20 protein-coding genes and 4 tRNA genes are annotated in these 19,715 nt (G+C 47.4%); 7 read left to right on the forward strand and 17 right to left on the reverse strand.

The annotated features are described in order from the left end of the window. Positions 1-32: 32 nt before the first annotated feature. The 12 genes from rplL to I0P70_RS16205 form a co-directional block, all read right to left on the reverse strand. Complete coding sequence (rplL, locus tag I0P70_RS16150; RefSeq protein ID WP_007654319.1) at positions 33-413, reverse strand: 50S ribosomal protein L7/L12; 381 nt, start codon at positions 411-413, stop codon at positions 33-35. Between the two features lie 42 nt (positions 414-455). After that, on the reverse strand, positions 456-980 hold the full coding sequence (gene rplJ / locus I0P70_RS16155) for a 50S ribosomal protein L10 (RefSeq protein ID WP_196119985.1): 525 nt from the start codon (positions 978-980) through the stop codon (positions 456-458). Positions 981-984: 4 nt separating this feature from the next. Beyond that, entirely contained in the window at positions 985-1,677 is a 693-nt protein-coding gene (gene rplA / locus I0P70_RS16160; protein ID WP_007654321.1) for a 50S ribosomal protein L1, read from the reverse strand. A gap of 16 nt (positions 1,678-1,693) precedes the next feature. Continuing rightward, positions 1,694-2,137, reverse strand: a complete 444-nt coding sequence (gene rplK, locus I0P70_RS16165) for a 50S ribosomal protein L11 (protein ID WP_007654322.1) — start codon at positions 2,135-2,137, stop codon at positions 1,694-1,696. 12 nt (positions 2,138-2,149) lie between these two features. Next, on the reverse strand, positions 2,150-2,707 hold the full coding sequence (gene nusG / locus I0P70_RS16170; RefSeq protein ID WP_007654323.1) for a transcription termination/antitermination protein NusG: 558 nt from the start codon (positions 2,705-2,707) through the stop codon (positions 2,150-2,152). 9 nt (positions 2,708-2,716) lie between these two features. Beyond that, positions 2,717-2,908, reverse strand: coding sequence for a preprotein translocase subunit SecE (gene secE / locus I0P70_RS16175; protein WP_007654324.1), 192 nt, complete (start codon positions 2,906-2,908; stop codon positions 2,717-2,719). Between the two features lie 28 nt (positions 2,909-2,936). Further along, positions 2,937-3,009, reverse strand: a tRNA-Trp gene (locus tag I0P70_RS16180). 108 nt (positions 3,010-3,117) lie between these two features. Continuing rightward, positions 3,118-4,305, reverse strand: coding sequence for an elongation factor Tu (gene tuf / locus I0P70_RS16185; RefSeq protein WP_196119987.1), 1,188 nt, complete (start codon positions 4,303-4,305; stop codon positions 3,118-3,120). 69 nt (positions 4,306-4,374) lie between these two features. Then, positions 4,375-4,446 (reverse strand) — tRNA-Thr (locus tag I0P70_RS16190). Between the two features lie 112 nt (positions 4,447-4,558). Next, positions 4,559-4,631 (reverse strand) — tRNA-Gly (locus I0P70_RS16195). A 40-nt stretch (positions 4,632-4,671) separates the two neighbouring features. Further along, a tRNA-Tyr gene (locus I0P70_RS16200) sits at positions 4,672-4,754 on the reverse strand. Positions 4,755-4,908: 154 nt separating this feature from the next. Further along, complete coding sequence (locus I0P70_RS16205; protein WP_196119990.1) at positions 4,909-7,461, reverse strand: M1 family metallopeptidase; 2,553 nt, start codon at positions 7,459-7,461, stop codon at positions 4,909-4,911. An 87-nt stretch (positions 7,462-7,548) separates the two neighbouring features. Here I0P70_RS16205 and I0P70_RS16210 point away from each other — a divergent pair, with 87 nt between their 5' ends. The 3 genes from I0P70_RS16210 (at position 7,549) to frr (ending at position 9,534) form a co-directional block, all read left to right on the forward strand. After that, the gene (locus I0P70_RS16210; RefSeq protein WP_196119992.1) at positions 7,549-8,046 is read left to right on the forward strand and encodes a biotin/lipoyl-containing protein; all 498 of its coding nucleotides are present in this window, start codon (positions 7,549-7,551) and stop codon (positions 8,044-8,046) included. A gap of 85 nt (positions 8,047-8,131) precedes the next feature. Further along, positions 8,132-8,917: a UMP kinase gene (gene pyrH / locus I0P70_RS16215; protein ID WP_007653646.1), complete on the forward strand. Its 786-nt coding sequence runs from the start codon at positions 8,132-8,134 to the stop codon at positions 8,915-8,917. Positions 8,918-8,970: 53 nt separating this feature from the next. Further along, positions 8,971-9,534 carry a ribosome recycling factor gene (gene frr, locus I0P70_RS16220; RefSeq protein WP_196119994.1) on the forward strand — a complete coding sequence of 188 codons (564 nt, stop codon included), beginning with the start codon at positions 8,971-8,973 and terminating at the stop codon, positions 9,532-9,534. Between the two features lie 80 nt (positions 9,535-9,614). On the opposite strand, the gene nadD is transcribed toward frr, so the two are convergent. Genes nadD through I0P70_RS16240 form a run of 4 tightly spaced genes read right to left on the reverse strand, consistent with a single transcriptional unit; the run spans position 9,615 to position 11,675 of the window. Next, entirely contained in the window at positions 9,615-10,187 is a 573-nt protein-coding gene (gene nadD / locus I0P70_RS16225; RefSeq protein WP_196119996.1) for a nicotinate (nicotinamide) nucleotide adenylyltransferase, read from the reverse strand. Further along, positions 10,184-10,768, reverse strand: a complete 585-nt coding sequence (gmk, locus tag I0P70_RS16230; RefSeq protein WP_196119999.1) for a guanylate kinase — start codon at positions 10,766-10,768, stop codon at positions 10,184-10,186. The genes nadD and gmk overlap by 4 nt, the downstream gene beginning before the upstream one ends. A 6-nt stretch (positions 10,769-10,774) precedes the next feature. After that, positions 10,775-11,056, reverse strand: coding sequence for a zf-HC2 domain-containing protein (locus I0P70_RS16235; protein ID WP_007653447.1), 282 nt, complete (start codon positions 11,054-11,056; stop codon positions 10,775-10,777). A 25-nt stretch (positions 11,057-11,081) separates the two neighbouring features. Continuing rightward, on the reverse strand, positions 11,082-11,675 hold the full coding sequence (locus I0P70_RS16240; protein ID WP_007653448.1) for a sigma-70 family RNA polymerase sigma factor: 594 nt from the start codon (positions 11,673-11,675) through the stop codon (positions 11,082-11,084). A gap of 270 nt (positions 11,676-11,945) precedes the next feature. Between I0P70_RS16240 and I0P70_RS16245 the strand changes: the two genes are divergently transcribed. The 4 genes from I0P70_RS16245 to I0P70_RS16260 all read left to right on the forward strand — a co-directional run bounded on the left by I0P70_RS16245 (position 11,946) and on the right by I0P70_RS16260 (position 18,312). After that, entirely contained in the window at positions 11,946-13,487 is a 1,542-nt protein-coding gene (locus I0P70_RS16245) for a glycosyltransferase (protein ID WP_196120001.1), read from the forward strand. A gap of 228 nt (positions 13,488-13,715) precedes the next feature. Further along, complete coding sequence (locus I0P70_RS16250) at positions 13,716-16,688, forward strand: two-component regulator propeller domain-containing protein (RefSeq protein ID WP_196120003.1); 2,973 nt, start codon at positions 13,716-13,718, stop codon at positions 16,686-16,688. Between the two features lie 30 nt (positions 16,689-16,718). Continuing rightward, positions 16,719-17,459: a LytTR family DNA-binding domain-containing protein gene (locus I0P70_RS16255; RefSeq protein ID WP_196120005.1), complete on the forward strand. Its 741-nt coding sequence runs from the start codon at positions 16,719-16,721 to the stop codon at positions 17,457-17,459. A gap of 121 nt (positions 17,460-17,580) precedes the next feature. After that, positions 17,581-18,312: a glycosyltransferase family 2 protein gene (locus tag I0P70_RS16260; protein ID WP_196120007.1), complete on the forward strand. Its 732-nt coding sequence runs from the start codon at positions 17,581-17,583 to the stop codon at positions 18,310-18,312. 61 nt (positions 18,313-18,373) lie between these two features. Here I0P70_RS16260 and ahcY read toward each other — a convergent pair whose 3' ends face one another. Next, a complete protein-coding gene (gene ahcY / locus I0P70_RS16265) occupies positions 18,374-19,681 on the reverse strand; it encodes an adenosylhomocysteinase (RefSeq protein ID WP_196120009.1) in 1,308 nt (435 codons plus the stop codon). Positions 19,682-19,715: the final 34 nt, after the last annotated feature.

Genomic DNA, 19,715 nt, shown 5'->3' on the forward strand with positions numbered 1-19,715 from the left:
TCTACCTGTTCTCGGTATGTTGGTAAGTGAGATTATTTAACCTCTACTTCAGCGCCAGCTTCTTCCAAAGACTTCTTCAGTGATTCAGCTTCGTTCTTATCCACACCTTCTTTCAAAGGCTTAGGAGCGCCGTCTACCAGTTCTTTAGCTTCTTTCAGGCCAAGACCAGTCAATTCTTTTACAAGCTTAACAACTGCAAGCTTAGATGCACCAGCTGACTTAAGGATTACGTCAAAAGAAGTTTTCTCTTCTGCAGCAGCTCCTCCTTCAGCAGCACCACCACCAGCCATCATAACTGGAGCAGCAGCAGCTGGCTCGATACCATACTCATCCTTAAGAATTGTAGCTAGTTCATTAACCTCTTTCACAGTTAAGTTTACTAACTGCTCAGCGAATGCTTTCAAATCTGCCATTTTATTGAAATTAAAAGTTACTTATTGATTACGTTTTTAAAATTATTCTTTTTCAGATAGGGTTTTCAGGATACCGGCTAGTTTGCCACCGCTGCTCTGAAGAGCAGAAACAACATTCTTAGCTGGAGACTGAAGCAAGCCGATGATATCACCGATAAGCTCATGCTTAGACTTGATGCTGGCAAGTGTATCCAGTTGGTTTTCGCCGATGTAGATACCGCCATCAATATAGGCACCCTTCAATAATGGAAGTGCGTTGCCTTTCTTTCTGAAGTCTTTCAGAAGCTTACCAGGAGCATTGCCTGATTCAGTAGAAAACAAGATACCAGATGATCCTTTCAGGATAGCTTCCAGATTAGAGGTGTCAGCCTCTAGGGTATCTAATGCTTTCTTAATGAAAGTGTTTTTGTAAACTTTGTACTCCAACCCTCTTTCGAAGGCTAATCTCCTGAACTGGTTGATGCTCGCTACAGTCATGGTAGATGCATCTGTGATATAGAAATAGCTAGTGTTCGCTAACTTCTCGCTCAGGTCTTTAACAATTATCTCTTTTTCTTCCCTGGTCATGTTCTTAGATAGTTGCGTTCTTGTCAACGATTACGGCCGGGCTCATTGTGCTAGACAATGTTATGCTCTTAATGTAAGTACCCTTTGCTGAAGATGGCTTCAGGCGGTTCAGTGTAGCAATCACTTCTGCAGCGTTAGCAGCTAACTGCTCTGGTGAGAAAGAAACTTTGCCTACACTTGTATGGATGATACCATACTTGTCAACTTTAAAGTCGATCTTACCTGCTTTAACTTCTTTTACTGCTTTAGCTACGTCTTGCGTAACTGTACCAGACTTAGGGTTTGGCATCAGGTTACGAGGACCTAAGATTCTACCTAAACGACCTACTTTAGCCATTACAGCTGGCATCGTGATGATCACGTCTACATCTGTCCAGCCTTTTTCAATCTTTTGGATATAGTCATCCAGACCTACGAAGTCAGCGCCTGCATCTTTGGCTTCCTGCTCTTTGTCAGGTGTTACCAATGCCAGTACTTTTACGTCTTTACCGGTGCCATGTGGAAGGGTAACAATACCACGTACCATCTGGTCGGCTTTGCGAGGGTCAACGCCTAAGCGTACATCAATATCAACAGAGGCATCAAACTTGGTAAAAGTGATATCTTTTACTACTGAAGCCGCATCTGTTAAAGAATACTCTTTTGTCAGGTCAGCCTTTTCTAAGGCTGCTTTCCTGTTCTTTGAAATCTTCGCCATTATCCTTTAACTCTAATTATTCGTTCCACGGAGCGTTTCCAGACACTGTAATACCCATGCTTCTTGCTGTACCAGCTACCATTTTCATGGCGGCTTCCAGTTTGAAGGCATTTAAGTCAGGCATTTTCAGCTCTGCAATCTCTCTTACCTGATCCCATGTAACTGAACCTACTTTGTTACGGTTTGGCTCTTTAGAACCACCCTTAATCTTAGCAGCATCCATTAACAATACCGGAGCAGGAGGCGTCTTAATAACGAAGTCGAAGGACTTATCTGCGTATATTGTAATCAACACTGGTAACACTTGTCCTGGCTTATCCTGGGTTCTAGCATTGAACTGCTTACAGAACTCCATGATGTTAAGACCTTTAGAACCAAGTGCAGGTCCAATCGGTGGCGATGGGTTCGCGGCACCTCCCTTTACCTGAAGTTTCAGGTAACCTTTTATTTCCTTTGCCATTATTTGTATTTACTACGATTCTTTTTCTACCTGCATGTAATTCAGCTCAACTGGTGTGTTACGGCCGAAAATCTTTACCATAACATTAAGCTTCTTACGTTCTTCGAACACTTCCTCTACAGTCCCTGAGAATCCACTGAAAGGACCGTCCATCACTTTCACCATTTCTCCAACTAAGAATGGAGTATCCAATACTTCTGCCTGTTCTTCTGCCTCATCTACAGTACCCAGTATTCTGTTTACTTCAGACTGGCGAAGCGGAACTGGCTTTTTATTCTGACCTCCTTCGTTTGAACCGAGGAAGCCTATTACACCTGGTGTGCTGATGATAATGTGTTCAGCTTCACCATGTGAAAGATCAGCTTGTACCAGTACATATCCCGGGAAGAAATTTCTCTCTCTGATCTTCTTCTTTCCGCCTCGCATCTCATACACCTTCTCGGCTGGTATGAGAACCTGAGGAACGTACTCTCCAAGATTCTGTCTTACTACTTCGTTCTCCAGATACGCCTTTGCCTTTTTCTCCTGTCCGCTTACAGCGCGAACCACATACCATTTTAAATCAGCCATAGACTCAAATTAAAATTGGTTGTAAAACCAAGACAGCGACGAATCAAAAACGAAATCCATAGCTCCAACTACCAGAGCAAATATTAAAGACCCGATCAACACCAATACAGAGCTATTCTGCAGGTCAGAATATGCAGGCCATGAAACTTTGTTTTTCATTTCCTCCACTGTCTCGTCTATGTAGCCTTTTACTTTGCTCATCGCCTTCGCTTTAATAGGATTTAAATTGCACGGGTGGAGAGACTCGAACTCCCAGCCAATGGTTTTGGAGACCACTACTCTACCAATTGAGCTACACCCGTAAAAAAATGCACACCAATTTTAATTGGAGTGCAAATTTATTTAAAAGAATATTAAAAACAAACCCGTTTCCGAAAAAGATTCCAGAAACGGGTCAGTTTTATATATTATTAGTCAAGGATTTCAGTTACCTGACCGGCACCTACTGTTCTACCACCCTCACGGATAGCGAAACGTAGACCTTTCTCCATTGCTACTGCGTTGATCAGGTTTACCTCGATAGTGATGTTATCACCAGGCATAACCATTTCTACGCCTTCTGGCAGCATGATCTCACCAGTAACGTCTGTCGTTCTGAAGTAGAACTGTGGACGGTACTTGTTGAAGAACGGCGTGTGACGTCCACCTTCTTCTTTAGAAAGAACGTAAACCTCAGCCTTGAACTTCGTGTGAGGCTTCACAGAACCTGGCTTACAGATAACCATACCACGACGGATATCAGATTTCTCAATACCACGAAGCAACAGACCTACGTTGTCACCAGCTTCACCACGGTCAAGGATCTTACGGAACATCTCAACACCAGTAACTACTGACTTAAGGTTCTCAGCACCCATACCCAGGATTTCAACCTGCTCACCAGAGTTGATTACACCACGCTCGATACGGCCTGTAGCTACAGTACCACGACCAGTGATTGAGAACACGTCCTCAACTGGCATCAGGAATGGAAGGTCAGTCAAACGAGCTGGAATCGGAATATAGCTATCAACTGCAGCCATTAATTCTTCGATTGTCTTCACCCACTTCTCGTCGCCGTTCAAGCCACCAAGAGCTGAACCCTGGATAACTGGAATGTTGTCGCCGTCGAAGTCGTAGAAAGAAAGAAGCTCACGGATTTCCATCTCAACAAGCTCAAGAAGCTCTGGATCGTCCACCATGTCAACTTTGTTCATGAATACTACCAGCTGAGGTACACCTACCTGACGAGCAAGAAGGATGTGCTCACGAGTCTGTGGCATTGGACCATCAGTTGCAGCAACCACAAGGATAGCACCGTCCATCTGGGCAGCACCAGTAACCATGTTCTTCACGTAGTCAGCGTGACCTGGGCAGTCAACGTGAGCATAGTGACGGTTCTCAGTTGCGTATTCTACGTGAGAAGTATTGATTGTAATACCTCTTTCTTTTTCTTCTGGAGCGTTATCAATAGAAGAGAAGTCGCGAAGTGCAGCAAGACCTTTCTTAGCCAAAACTGTAGTAATGGCAGCAGTCAAAGTTGTTTTGCCGTGGTCAACGTGACCGATAGTACCGATGTTTACGTGCGGTTTGGAACGGTCAAATGTTTCTTTAGCCATTGTATGATAATTAAATTAAGGTTAAAACGTTTAAGTATGTTGCGTTAATTATACACGTAACGGACTTTGAGCCAACGATGGGAATTGAACCCACGACCCCTTCCTTACCAAGGAAGTACTCTACCCCTGAGCTACGTCGGCTTTTGCCATCACTTATCTTAAAAATGAGTTTATACTAAAAAGGAAATCCATCTTCATGAAATTCCTTACAAAGCAACCCATAATTGATAAGCAGCACGCCGTTTGCTTATTGAGCGGGAGACGAGGGTCGAACTCGCGGCCTATAGCTTGGAAGGCTATCGCTCTACCAACTGAGCTACTCCCGCTTTTAATGAAGCAAACCATTAAATAGCGTGGTCTTAATTGTGGGGAGAGCAGGATTCGAACCTGCGAAGTATCACTACAACGGAGTTACAGTCCGTCCCATTTGGCCGCTCTGGAATCTCCCCTAATATTCAACCTGGCTGACTTATTCAGCCTTTCCTTAGCACTTCAAAACTGTTTTTCAGTCCGCTGTTCGTTCTAAGGAGATGCAAAATTAAGCGCTTTTTCTTTCCAGTCAAATATTCTCTAAAAAATTATTTACTTTTTTTTCTGGATGCCCTACAATGTAACCTGATTGTACAGTTCCAGAAGCCTTTTGTCCTGCTCATTAGCTCTTATTTCTTTAAGCAATTCTACTATCTCCGGACGCTCTGAATGCACCATAAGTGTTTGAAAGGCAGCCATGCGCACGTAATACAATCGATGCTCCTGTGCCAATTCTGCCAGCATACCAATTGCCTCGGGGGTATAGGCTTCCGGGTTTACCGCCATAAATGCGCCGTAGCTCTGCAACAGATAATAAAGACCTACTCCTTTAGCATTTTTCATCTGCTTCATAAACCAATCATACTTTCCTGCCCCTCCCTTCACTGCATAGTATGAAGCCAGCGCCAGCACGATCTCCTCGTTTGTCTCCTTTTCAAAACTGGACAGGCGTTGGTTAATGTCTGGTGCCTCTGTCATGGCATAGCCCAGTATACCTGCGGCTGCCACTTTGTAAGAGTCATCTTCCATTGATTTCTTATATAGTTCGCTATACTCATCATCGCCCCATTCAGAAAGCAGCATGATAGCGCCTGCTCTTACTTCCCCTTTTTCATCGCTTTCAGCTATTCGCTTCACAATTGGCTCCAGTGTTTCGGTCTGCCTTGCTGGTAGACGCCCCGCTACATCCAATGCCATGTTTCGTACAGCCCAGAATTCGTCTTTCAAAGCGCCCTGCAACAGGCTTACCATTTCCTGTTGGCTTAACTCCTTCTCCAACTCTTCTAATGCCTCAAGTTTTGCAGCCAACCCACCTGCGTTGTTAAACTGAAACTCCAATTCTTCGGCTGTCTTCGCATGCTCTACAGTACCAAGTAGCTGCTGCTCGCTGTCAAACAGCAAAAGTTGCGGCTCTGCACCCACAGGCAGGTTAAACACCTGGTTTGCTTTTGTGATCTCAATACTATGCTCTGCTTTCTTACCATTTTCCCAAACTGCTACTTTCAGCGGCAACCTATACACTGGCTGGTAGAGCGTATCCTGTTGCTGCCATACCTGAAGCGTAAGCGCACCGTTCTGATAGGTATGGCTTACTTTAAGCTCCGGATGACCCGCTCGCAGGAACCACTGATCAAAGAACCACATTAAGTCTTCGCCAGTAGTATCTTCAAAGGCCATGCGCAATTCAGCCACTTCTACATCTGAGAATTTGTTCTGTGTGAGGTAGCGGTTCAGTGAAGCAAAGAACGCTTCGTCTCCCACATACTTGCGAAGCATGTGCAGCACACGACCGCCCTTGGCATAGGAGTGGCTATCGAACATATCTTCCCGGTCCGCATAGCGATAGCGAATCAGCTGTTCACGCTTACTTTCGGATTCATCGAGGTACTGCCCCAGTTCGTCCAGGTGATGGAGAGCGGCTTCATCAGCACCGTACTTGTGCTCTGTCCACAGGTATTCAGAATAGTTGGCGAATGCTTCATTAAGCGGCAGGTTAGCCCACGACTCTGTAGTCACGTAGTTGCCGAACCACTGGTGGAACAGTTCGTGCGCAATGATACCATCCCAGTTTTTATCAAGAAGCTCCCGCTCATTCAATTGCAGGTCTTCCATGAAAGTAGAAGCCGACGTGTTTTCCATAGCTCCTGACACGAAGTCGCGCACAACCACCTGCGAGTATTTCGACCAAGGGTAATCCACGCCTAGTTTTTTTGAGAAGAACTCAAGCATTTCGGGCGTATTACCAAAGATCTTCTTAGCCGTTTTCTCATAAGCCGGCTCCACATAGTAGTTCACCTCCAGGTCGCGCCACTTGTCTTTCACTACGGCATACTCTCCAATGGCCATCATGGTCAGGTATGGCGCGTGAGCCTGTTCCATTTTCCAGTAGTCGGTCTTAGTGCCATTCGGGTTTTTGCGTGAGTAGACGAAGGTGCCGTTGGAGAGTGTGGTGAATTGCTGATCCACGGTAATGTACAGCTCCTGCGTCATGCGCTCATTTGGCGAGTCAATGGTTGGGAACCAGGCAGAGTTCGCTTCGGTTTCGCCCTGGGTCCAGATCTGGCGTGGCTTGTTTGGTTCCTCCCCTTTCGGGTTGATGAAGTAGAGTCCCTTGTCTTCGGTGATGGCATCACTGCCCCCTACTACCAACTCATTTGGCTTAGCCGTATAATCTATTTCAATGACATACTTGTCATTTCGGGTATACGTTTTGTCCAGGTCAATTGTCAGCTTCATTCCGTCGTAGGTATACTGAAGCTCCTTCGCGTCAAAACCATTCATCAGGTTCACGCTGTGGATATCAAAACCTTTGGCATCTAATACAAGCTTGTTCTGCGGATAGAAATAAGGTTTGAGGGTGAGCTCTGCGATGCCATGCAGGTATTGCTTATCCCAGTCAAAACTCACACGCAGTTTGGTGTGCAGCAGGTCGTGCACCCGTGTTTTAGAGGGATTGAAGGCATGGTTCTTTGGGGCCCACACAGGAGGCTCGGCAATCTCCAAGGCTGGTTTGCCCGTTACTGGCTCAACTGTAGGAGTCGCCTTCGTTTGTTTGTTCACACTGCAGCCGCCTGTAAAAGCCATAGCGGCAGCAAGGCCAACTATGCTCAGAAACCTATGATTCATGATGGAATGTTTTAATTTTGAGCTCAATTTCTAAAAATACTCTGATAAATCAATTATCTTTAAGCTTCCAAAACCTGATTTAAAAAGATGCTCCAGATAAAAACCGCTAACGACAAGACATGGCAGGTTGATATTCAAAAAGACGCTATTCTCCTTAATGGATCGCCTTTCAACTGGGACATTTCGCCCCTTGGCCCTAACCGATATCATATCATAAAAGACGACAAGTCGTATACCGCAGAGTTGGCAGAAGCTGACTATCAGGCCAAAACATTTACTTTCAAGATAAATGGCATCAAGCAGACCGTGAGCGCGAAAGACCGCTTTGACCTGCTGCTTGACAAATTAGGTATGAGCAATGCCAATGCCCAGAAAGTGAACGATGTGAAGGCGCCTATGCCAGGGTTGATACTTGAAATAAAAGTGCAGCCCGGACAGGAAGTGAAGAAAGGCGACCCTATCATGATATTGGAGGCGATGAAAATGGAAAACATCCTCAAATCTCCTGGAGACGGCGTGGTGAAGGAAATAAAGGTAGCCGTGAAGCAGAACGTGGAGAAAAATCAGATCCTGATTCAATTTTAATTTTTTTTGTGTTGCCGGATGGGCAGCACGTACTGCCTTGCCGCGACATGAGCACCATAAATGTTAACATTACTATAAAACGACCGTGAAGTATAAAAGAATATTGCTGAAGTTAAGCGGCGAAGCGCTAATGGGAGAACAGCAGTACGGCATTGACTCTGACAGGCTGATGCAGTACTCGCAGGAGATTAAGGAAGTGGCCGCACTTGGCGTTGAGGTAGCAGTAGTGATTGGTGGGGGCAACATCTTTAGAGGTGTGCAAGCTGAGCAGGTGGGCCTTGACCGTGTACAGGGTGACTACATGGGCATGTTGGCAACTGTCATCAACAGCATGGCATTGCAGAGTGCACTCGAAAAACTAGGCGTATATACCCGCTTACTTTCTGGCCTTAACATCCAGCAGGTATGCGAGCCTTACATTCGCCGCCGCGCAGTACGTCACCTTGAAAAAGGACGTGTCGTTATTTTCGGAGCTGGTACTGGCAACCCCTACTTCACAACCGACTCAGCCGCCAGTCTTCGTGCCATCGAGATTGAAGCGGACGTTGTATTGAAGGGCACCCGTGTAGACGGCATTTACTCGGCTGACCCCGAGAAAGACCCGAACGCAATCTTCTACTCGAATATCTCCTTCAAAGACGTGTTCGAGAAAGGCCTGAACGTAATGGATATGACTGCCTTTACACTCTGCAAGGAAAATGGCTTGCCAATCATTGTATTCGACATGAACACTGGAGGCAACCTGAAGCGACTGGTACAGGGCGAGAAAATCGGCACGCTTGTAAGCATGGAAGACCTGGCAGACTCAATAGAAGAAGCCATCGATAATATTCAGGCTTCAGAAGGCGCAGGCTCAACTGACAAGAATTAGTAAATTGCAGTATACATAAGATAACAGAAGAACCTTATTAAGCTAAAATTGATATGACGGAAGAAATTCAGTTTTACCTCAGCGAAGCCGAGGAGTCGATGCAAAAATCGGTACAGCATACAAACTCTGAGCTGCTTAAAATCAGAGCTGGCAAAGCCTCTCCTGCCATGGTAGAGGATCTGCGCGTAGATTACTATGGCGCTCCAACTCCTATCTCTCAGGTTGCTGGTATCACCACCCCAGACGCACGCACACTCTTGATCAAGCCATGGGAAAAGAACATGGTTGCTGAGATTGGCAAAGCCATTAAAAACAGTGATCTAAACCTGAATCCACAGCACGAAGCAGATTCCATCCGTCTGAACATTCCGCCACTGACGGAAGAGCGTCGCCGTGACCTGGTGAAGCAAGTGAAGAACGAGACTGAAAACGGAAAGATTGCGATTCGCAACATTCGCAAAGATGTGAACGACTCACTGCGAAAACTGCAGAAAGAAGGCACCTCAGAAGATGCTGTGCGTGATGCGGAAGCTAAAGTTCAGAAGATGACAGACAGCTACATTGTGAAAATGGACGAGCTCCTTGCCAAGAAAGAAGCTGAGATCATGACCGTGTAAGCAGCACCATTATACCTTTATAAAAGGAGAAGCCCGCTGAACATTCAGTGGGCTTCTCCTTTTATATGCCTATGCATTATTTACAGGTATAGCTTGTGCACCCTGATATACTCTGCCACCTCGTCTGGCACCATATACTTGATTGACTTCTCCTCTTTGATACATTTCCGAATAAACGTAGCGGAGATATCCAGCACAGGAGCTTTGATGAAAGTCACATTGGGCATAGCCGGCAATTCGGTGGTAACAGAGCCAGAGCGCGGGTATACATATACACGGTGATATTCCAGTATACGATCATAGTTCTTCCATTTCGGGAAGAGTGGCAGATTGTCCTCCCCCATGATCAATACAAACTCGTAGCTTGGGTACTTTTCCTGCAGGTAGGTAAGCGTATCGATGGTATAGCTCGGCTTGGGCATGTTGAACTCGATGTTCGACACACCAAGGCTCGGATTATCAGCCACGGCCAGCGACACCATGTGCAGTCGGTCAAATTCGTGCAGCAGTGTGTTGCTGGGCTTGAAGGGGTTCTGTGGCGACACCACCAGCCAAACCGTATCCAGGTCTGTGTTATTGGCCATGAAATTGGCCAGTATCAGGTGCCCGATGTGGATGGGGTTAAAGGAGCCGAACAGCAGCCCTACTTTCATACGATGGCTGGTTCAGCGTTCAGAAACTCGTTTACCAGTTTTTCTGCCTTAGAGCAAGCTTCCTGCAAGTTGTCGTTTACGATCACCTTGTCAAACTGGTCTTCAAACTTCATCTCAAACTCTGCCTTGAAGACACGGCTCGAAATGCTGGAAGCAGAGTCGGTGTTGCGGGCCTGCAGGCGCTTAGCCAATTCCTCTATGGAAGGCGGCTTCACGAAAACCGCCAGTGCTCTGTCTTTGTAAAAATGCTTTATACTCAGTCCCCCTTTTACATCCACGTCCAGTATCACGTGCTTGCCACTTTTCCAGATACGTTCTATTTCAGATTTCAAAGTGCCGTAGAAGGCACCTTCATATACCTCTTCCCACTCTACGAATTCGTCTTTAGCGATCTTCTGCTTAAATTCTTCCGGTGTTATGAAGTAGTAGTCTTTTCCGTTTTCTTCAGTGCGGCCGCGCTTGTCGCGTGTGCAGGCCGAGATAGAGAAGGCAAGTAGTGGGTTTACCTGCAAGAGGTGCTTTACAATAGTAGTTTTGCCGGCGCCGGAGGGTGCCGAAAAAATGATAATCTTTCCTTGCATCAGAGGTTATACAGTTTCTTGAATTCTGGCTTTAATGGACAAAGCTAAGCTTTCCGGCACAATTACGCGCTTAAGATGACCACTTACAAGCCCTTTGAGGAGTTTTTGCTTTTGATGGCTTTCGAAGCAGGGAACGCACTCTTCGATGTGAGTATTAAAGTAGGACTGCTCTTCTGTGGAGGCTTCTCCATCAATCATCAGGTCCAACAACTTGGCAATCTTGTCGCATTCTGACTCATGCCCGTCTTCAGAAAGTTTCTGGTGCGCTTCTGTAAATTTCGATTCCATCTTAACTCAAACTCTTTAGGTTATTCTAACTGTTATATCCCATGCTCTTCGCATACTTTTCCAACTTCTCTTTCAAAGAGTTACGGGCACGGTGCAGCCTGGAGCGCACGGTACCTATAGGTATATCCAGAATTTTAGCCATTTCCTCGTAGGTGAAGCCCTCGAGATCACACAAAATGATCACGGTTCTGAAGTCGACCGGCAATGCGTTCAGGGCACTGGCCACTTCGTCGCCAATCAGGTCCTGTACACTTTCGGTGCGCATGTCGGTGGTGGAGGCCACGCCGCCCTCGCCTTCTACGTCGTCCGAATTGTAGTACCCCTCGACCTCACTATAATCTACCTTGGCAGGCTGTTTGCTCTTTTTCCGGAACTCATTAATGAAAGAGTTCTTCAGGATTCGGAACAGCCAGGCTTTTGCATTAGTTCCTTGTTCAAAGTAATCGAAAAAGCGGTAGGCCTTCAGGTAAGTTTCCTGTACCAGGTCATTGGCATCATCTTCATCGAGGGTGAGCCTGTAGGCAAAATTGTACAGAGGATCCAGCACAGGCAGTAGCTCCGCCTCGAACCGGGCATCTTTTTCCTCTTTACTCAACTGTTTACCTGTTTGCTCGCTCATTTGACTTGATTTTGTAATTTATAAAGTCGTCATCGCGTAATTATACGCAAATATAGAAATTTTAATTACATACCTTTCTAGCCGCCTTTGGGTTGCACGGGAGCCACATTGGTATGCGCAGAACAAGCAGCTCATGAGCCGCTCTTATTCCTTTCTTTATTAGAAACATACGGATTTTCAGAACTTTCAGCAGTTCCTGAGCTTTTTTTTCATTGGTTTAGGTGTTAAAGCTTAATTTTGCAACTCCAACCACATAGGGAGTTCCCATACATGAGCCAACCAATATCGGTTACCATCCTGACTAAAAACAGCCAGCAGCATCTCTCCAGCTGTCTGCATTCCTTGCAGCGCTTTCCTGAGATAATTGTACTGGATAATGGCTCTACGGATGAGACAATGGCTATTGCGGCCCGCTATCCTAATGTACGCATCGTGCAGCATACCTTTATCGGATTTGGACCGCTGAAGAACCTGGCCGCACAGCACGCCTCTCACCCATGGGTCCTCTCCATTGACAGCGACGAAGTGCTTTCACCTCAGCTAACAGAAGAAATTCTGCAGCTCGACCTCCGCGATACGCATAAGGTATACAGCTTCCTGCGTCATAACTTTTACGGCAAAAAGCATATCAAAGCCTGTGGATGGGACAATGATTATGTGCTGCGCCTCTATCATAAGGAAACTACCCGCTTTGCCGACCTCCCGGTGCACGAGTATATCATAACGGATGGCTTACAGGTACAGGCGCTGCGTGGCACCATGGATCACTTTTCCTTCGACAGCATATCGCAGCTGATTGCCAAGATGGACCAGTATACCACACTCTTTGCCAAAGAGAAGCGGTTTCGGAAGCACTCCTCCCCTGCCATCAGTTATTTCAAGTGGGCTTTCTCGCTTTTCAGGAACTATGTGCTGCAGCGCGGGTTTCTGTATGGGTACGAAGGTATGGCCATCTCCTTCTCGAACGCCAACGGTACTTTTTACAAATACATGAAACTGCACGAAGAGAACCAGCGCCTGGGCATCAGCCTGGTCGTAACTACCTATAACTGGAAGGAGGCCTTAGGCACAGTGCTGCGCAGCGCCTTTCAGCAAAGTGAGTTGCCGCGTGAGATCATTGTGGCCGACGACGGTTCCCGCGAAGACACACGTGCTCTTGTAGCGGAGCTAGCGAAAGAGTCGCCGGTACCGGTGCTGCACAGCTGGCAGGAAGACCTGGGTTTTAGAGCTGCAGAAAGCCGCAACAGAGCCATTGCGATGGCAACCGGTGAGTATGTGGTGATCATTGATGGGGATATGGTGCTGCATCCTGACTTTTTAAAGGGCCATCGCCGAGCTGCCCGCAAAGGTTATTTTACCCAAGGAAAGCGTGTGCTCCTGAGTCCTGAGTTGAGCCAGAAGCTGATTAGTCGCGGCCCTTCTCCCATTTCGCCTCTTTCATCAGGTATAAAAAACCGGTTCAATGCTACTAACTCGCCTTTTCTGTCAAGGCTGTTTAGCAAGGACAAGGCCGGCATCGCTTCGATCAAGAGCTGCAATATGGGCTTCTGGATGGAAGACATTGTGCGCGTCAACGGATTTAATGAGGATTTTGTAGGCTGGGGACGAGAAGATAGTGAGTTTGCCATCCGCTTGCTAAACAGTGGCACGAAGCGGCAAAACCTTGCTTTTGGCGGTGTAGCCTATCATTTGCATCATCAGGAGAACTCCCGCCAAAGTCTGGCAGCTAATGATACACTCCTTGAGAAGGCCATTTCTGAAAAGAGCATTTTTTGCACTAACGGTATTGATAAGCACCTTCACAAAAAATAAGTATTCATCCCCTAATTGCCAATACCTACACCTGTTGCCTGCAACCTCTGCAACAGGTATAGGCATTGATTTTTAATAAGCTATCCGCACATAAAGTAAATTTATAACATCAGGTATAGCCTGCAGGCAACAAATTTACAACTTTAGAGTAATGTAAATATTAAACTATTTTTTATTACAAAATATATCAGCTTCCTGTGTTGTCACATCTAACGCCCTTGCTTCCGGATGCGCCTTGTTGCTTTCACACTATTACTGGCAGTTTCGCTAAACTTGCAGGCGCAACAGTTCAACTTCCGGAACTGGTCGCTTGAGCAGGGCTTACCGCAATCTCAGGTAAACGACATCCTGCAGGATCACAAAGGGCAGCTCTGGCTAGCTACGCTCGGGGGGCTTAGTCGCTTTGACGGGTCTACCTTCCATACCTATACCAAACGCGATGGCATGAGCAGCAACAGTATAAGCTGCCTGCTGCTCGACAGCCGTCAGCGCATCTGGATCGGGACTACTGATAAAGGCTTGATGCTGCTCACGGGTAATAATTTTTATGCTTATGACCTGGAGGCTGGCCTGCCGCCCGGAGGGGTCTACAGTATCGCAGAAGACAACCAAGGTACTATATGGGCAGCCACAGACAGTGGCGTTTACTACTTGGCCAGGAATGCATTTGTGCAGCACACCGAATTACCGCCCATCCGTTACAATGACGTACTCTTCACATCCACAAACGAGCTTTGGGCAGGGAGCAACTCTCAGGGCGTGTACAGCATCACACCCAAAGGAACAACTAATTATACCTCCACCAACAGCTTGCTGCCTTATAACAGCATTAATGTGCTAAACCAGTCACCTGACGGCACTATTTGGATAGGCACTGCCAACGGCGCGGCAACTTTCCGGCAAAACAAGCTGGAGCACTTTGAGCTGCCGCCAGGTATAACGAGCCCTAACATAAGAGATTTCACAACTGATAACTACGGTCATCAATGGTTAAGTCTGAACCTGAATGGCGTGCTTAAATACGATGGCAAAGAGTTTCAACACCTGACCCGCTTCAGCGGTCTGCGCACAGACAGAGTCAACTGCATCACAACAGATCGTGAAGGAAATATCTGGATTGGAACAACTGGCCATGGCCTGATGCAGTACCGTAACCCCTGGTTTGTACACTTTTTTGATATGGGACAGGTGAAGGAGCCTGTTATATCAGCTCTGGCGCAGGACACCAAAGGCAGGGTGTGGCTGGGTACCGATGACGGCTATGCTGCTTATATGGAAGGAGGTATTCTAAACTGGCTCCAGACTGATATTTGGCCCAAAGGCACCACCCTGCATAGTATGTGGGTAGCGCATGAAAACGATGTTTGGGTATGCACCAGCAAAGGGCTATACCGTTTGGGTCCCGGCAAAGTAACACATTACAGCACGGCACAGGGGCTGCCCTCAGCAGAAGTGTTTCAGGCTATGCTCATGCGAAATGGAGACCTGCTACTCGCAACTGCCGCCGGATTGGCTATTCTGCCCCCCAACCAGCAATCGATTAAGCCATTGCATAAGCCACAGCTTACAGGCAACGTGTATGCCCTACATCGTGACAGCCAGGGCAGGATATGGGTTGGTGCCGAAAAAGGTGTGTTCCGGTACGAGAACAATGCCCTGGCCGCTGCTAAAGGACTGGGCGAAGCTGGCTTTCGTGAGATCCGCACTATTGCAGTAGATGAGTGGGGCACCTTGTACTTTGGCGGTTTCAATTACGGTATTATGGCCTGGCATGACAAGTGGAAGGCTCCTAAGGTATACAACTCCCGGAACGGACTGCCCAATGAAGGTATAAAGAGCCTGTTTGTTGATAACACCAACCACCTTTGGGTCGGCACCAGTCGGGGCGTGCTAAAAGTGCAGCTTGATCAGCTACATGCCCGGGGGCGTCTTAGCATCCGGTCGTATGCAAATCAGGAGGGGTTTCGGGGTCTTGAAGTCAGCAACAAGGGAATCACCCAGACTCCGGACGGTACTGTGTGGTTTGCCACCGCCAAAGGCCTGACCATGTACCTGCCTGATATGGACAGGCGAAATCAGGTATACCCCAATACAATCCTGACCAATATCATGCTCTTTCTGAAGCCCACTGACTGGGCGAGCATGGGTTACACGACTGACTCAACTACTGAACTCCCTGTAAACCTTCGGCTCCCACATCACCAAAACCACCTGACGTTTGACTTTCATGGCATATCACTCACCGCCCCCGACCGTGTGCGCTACCGCTACCGTCTGAAGGGACATGACGACCATTGGTCTGCTGTGACGGATCATTCTTTTGCCACCTATGCCAGTCTCGACCCGGGCACTTATACCTTTCAGTTACTCGCAGCCAACAGCGACGGCTACTGGACACCCAGTCCTCTTACCTATACCTTCACCATTGTACCCCCGGTGTGGCGCAGAGAGTGGTTTATAGTGCTACTGGTACTCATTGCCACCGGCGCAACGATCAGCCTGATCAGGCTGCGCGAAAGAAGTCTGGTAAAAATGAATACGCTGCTTGAACATAAGGTACAGTATAGGACACAGCTGCTGGAAGAAAAAAACCGTGAGAAGGAAATTCTGCTGAAGGAGATCCATCATCGCGTTAAAAATAACCTGCAGATCATTATGAGCATGCTCAACCTGCAGGCCCGCCACGTACAAGACCCAAATGCACTCGAAGTGATGCAGTCTGTCAGAGGTCGGGTGAGATCGATGGCTATCCTGCATGAACGCCTTTATCAGCACGAAGACCTGGCCTCTATTGATCTGAACGCCTACATAGAAGATATATGCGAAGGCCTATGCGCTACATACGGCACCAAAGAGCGCCATATCAAAATCAAGCTCGATATACCTACTATCATGGTAGAGGCAGATACCGCCCTGTCATTAGGGCTAATTGTGAATGAGCTTGTTTCCAATTCTATTAAATATGCCTTCCCTAACCGCTATGGGCAAGTCGCTATTTACCTAAGGCCAGAGCAGGAAAACGCTTATACCCTAACAGTACATGACGACGGTGTGGGCTTGCCTACCGACTTTCAGGAACGGCGCAAAAAATCATTTGGTCTCCAACTGGTGTCCTCACTGGCCCGAAAACTTGGGGGTAATATCGAATTCCAAAATAATAATGGTACAAAATCAATATTGTATTTTGTTTTGGCATCGTAACTAGCTAATTTTACGTATGAGATTAATGCTATGACAAAACCAAAAATTCTTATTTCGGAAGACGAAATTATAATCGCAGAAGACCTGGCTGCCTGTTTGGAAGAGCTAGGCTACCAGACGTGTGGCATCGACTCCGGTGCGAACACTCTTGAGATGATCCGGACCCTGCAACCAGACCTGGTGCTGCTCGATGTGAACCTGAAAGGTGATGCTGACGGGATAGAGATCGGCGCTAAAATACGGGAGGAGTTCGACATTCCTTTCATCTACCTGACCGCCTATGCCGACAAAGCTACACTGGACAGAGCAAAGAAAACAGAGCCTGATGGGTTTCTGGCCAAACCCTTTGACGAAAAAAACCTGCGTTCTGCCATCGAGCTTGCCCTTTACAAACACGACTCCGGGCACAAAGCAGTGGATAACGGCGCAGGAAAAGCCCCCAAAGAAGCCGAGACGCAGACCGATTACATCTTCGTAAAGGTAAAGCACCGCATCATCAAGGTACAGTATAGTGACATCTTGTGGGTAGAGGCCTATGACAACTACTCTTTCATTGTCACTGTAGATCAAAAGTACCTGGTCAGCTCTACACTCAAGGACATGGAGCACAAGCTGCCTTCCGGTAATTTTGTGCGGGTGCACCGCTCCTATATCGCTAACCTCGACAAGGTAGAGGCGCTGGAAGAAAACGCTGTCGTGTTCTCCAAAGGAGAGGTTCCGATCGGTAAATCCTACAAAAAGGCCCTGATGTCACGCTTCAACATCATCTAATAGCAAAATCAACAGTCATACGAGAAGCTACAGGTTGCCCTGACTCTGAAATATATACAGAGCCAGGGCAATTAATTTAGTGCTCCCGCTATCTTTGTGCATTCACTCTGTTTAAATGAATATGCCTAAGGGAATTACTGTCGTTATTACCAGCTGCAACCGCTTCGATCTGCTGGAGGCTACACTGCACAGCTTCTTCAAATTCAATACCTACCCCATTGAGAAAATCCTGATCATAGAGGATAGCGGAGACGGAAAGGGGCTGGAGAGCGTACTGCGCAAATTCAGCTACGACAAGTTTGAGACGATCGTAAACCCGGAGCAGCTCGGCCAGCAGAAGAGCATCGACAAAGCTTACAGCCAGGTAAAGACCGAGTACATCTTCCATTGCGAGGATGACTGGGACTTTCTGCGCAATGGCTTTATTGAAGACTCCCTTGCGTTGATGGAAGCTTTCACGAAGCTGATCACAGTGTGGGGCCGTAGTGCCGATGAGTACCCTGCCGACTTTTTCAGCCCTACTGTAGCGGAGTTTGAAGGTATACGCTACCGGAAAGTTCAGAAAGATATCTTTACGCTTAACCCCAGCCTGAAGCGGGTGAGCGATTACCGCCTGATGGGCAGCTTTGAACAATATACGCCAGGGCAGTTTGAGAAGGAGATCTCAGATTTTTACGCCGACTTGGGCTACACCGCTTTTATCCTGGAGGAGCCTTATACCAATCACCTGGGCTGGCACCGCCGCATCCACTTCCGCGACAAAGCCAACAAATACCTCAAGCTTGACAACAAGTTTAAGCAGGCCAAAGCCTCGGTGTACAAACTGCTGAAGATGGGAAAATTTAAGAAATAGGTATAAACAGGAAAGCCGGAGCATCAGCTCCGGCTTTCCTGTTTATAAGCAATACTCAAAATTAGTATCTGTAGTACTCAGGCTTGTAAGGGCCCTCTACCGTCACACCAATGTAAGCGGCCTGGTCTGAAGACAGTTCGTCCAGTTCCACACCAATCTTGCCCAGGTGCAGGCGGGCTACTTTCTCGTCCAGTTGCTTCGGCAAGGTATACACCTTGTTCTCGTAAGCCTCCGCGTTTGTCCACAGTTCGATCTGGGCCAGTGTCTGGTTAGAGAACGAGTTAGACATTACAAATGAAGGGTGACCAGTCGCGCAACCCAGGTTTACCAGGCGGCCTTCAGCCAGCACAATGATGTCTTTGCCTTCGATGTTGTAGAGGTCAACCTGCGGCTTGATGGTATCTTTTGTGTTACCATAGCTCTTGTTCAGCCAAGCCATATCAATCTCGTTGTCGAAGTGACCGATGTTACAAACGATCGCCTTGTCCTTCATGAGACGGAACTCACGCTCCGTGATGATGTCCTTGTTACCAGTTGCTGTCACCACGATGTCTGCTTCTTTTACAGCGTCAACCATCTTCTTCACTGCAAAGCCGTCCATGGCAGCCTGCAGGGCGCAGATCGGGTCGATCTCTGTCACGATCACACGGGCACCGGCACCACGCAATGAAGCGGCAGAACCTTTGCCTACGTCACCGTAACCAGCTACAACGGCTACTTTACCAGCCATCATGACGTCTGTAGCACGACGGATCGCATCTACCAACGATTCTTTACAGCCATACTTGTTGTCAAACTTAGACTTGGTTACGGAGTCGTTCACGTTGATGGCAGGCATTGGAAGTGTTCCGTTCTTCATACGCTCGTACAGGCGATGAACGCCTGTTGTCGTTTCTTCAGAAAGGCCTTTCACAGCAGGTGCAAGCTCAGGGTACTTGTCGAGTACCATGTTGGTCAGGTCACCACCATCGTCCAGGATCATGTTGAGCGGCTTGCGGTCTTCGCCAAAGAACAGGGTTTGTTCAATGCACCAGTCAAACTCCTCAGCAGTCATACCTTTCCAGGCGTAAACCGAGATGCCAGCAGCGGCAATAGCAGCGGCAGCGTGATCTTGTGTAGAGAAGATGTTGCAGGAAGACCAGGTAACTTCAGCGCCCAGTTCCACCAGTGTTTCGATCAGCACAGCTGTCTGTATGGTCATATGCAGGCAGCCAGCGATGCGGGCACCAGCCAGCGGCTTGCTCGGGCCATACTCTTCACGGATAGCCATCAGACCAGGCATTTCAGCCTCTGCCAATCTGATCTCTTTGCGGCCCCACTCGGCCAGCGAAATATCTTTTACTTTGTACTTAAGTGTTGTATCGATCATATTTTACTTTTTTCTTAGGGAAGCACAAAATTAC

This window comes from Pontibacter sp. FD36 (assembly GCF_015686655.1).
In the GTDB taxonomy this organism is placed as follows: Bacteria; Bacteroidota; Bacteroidia; order Cytophagales; family Hymenobacteraceae; genus Pontibacter.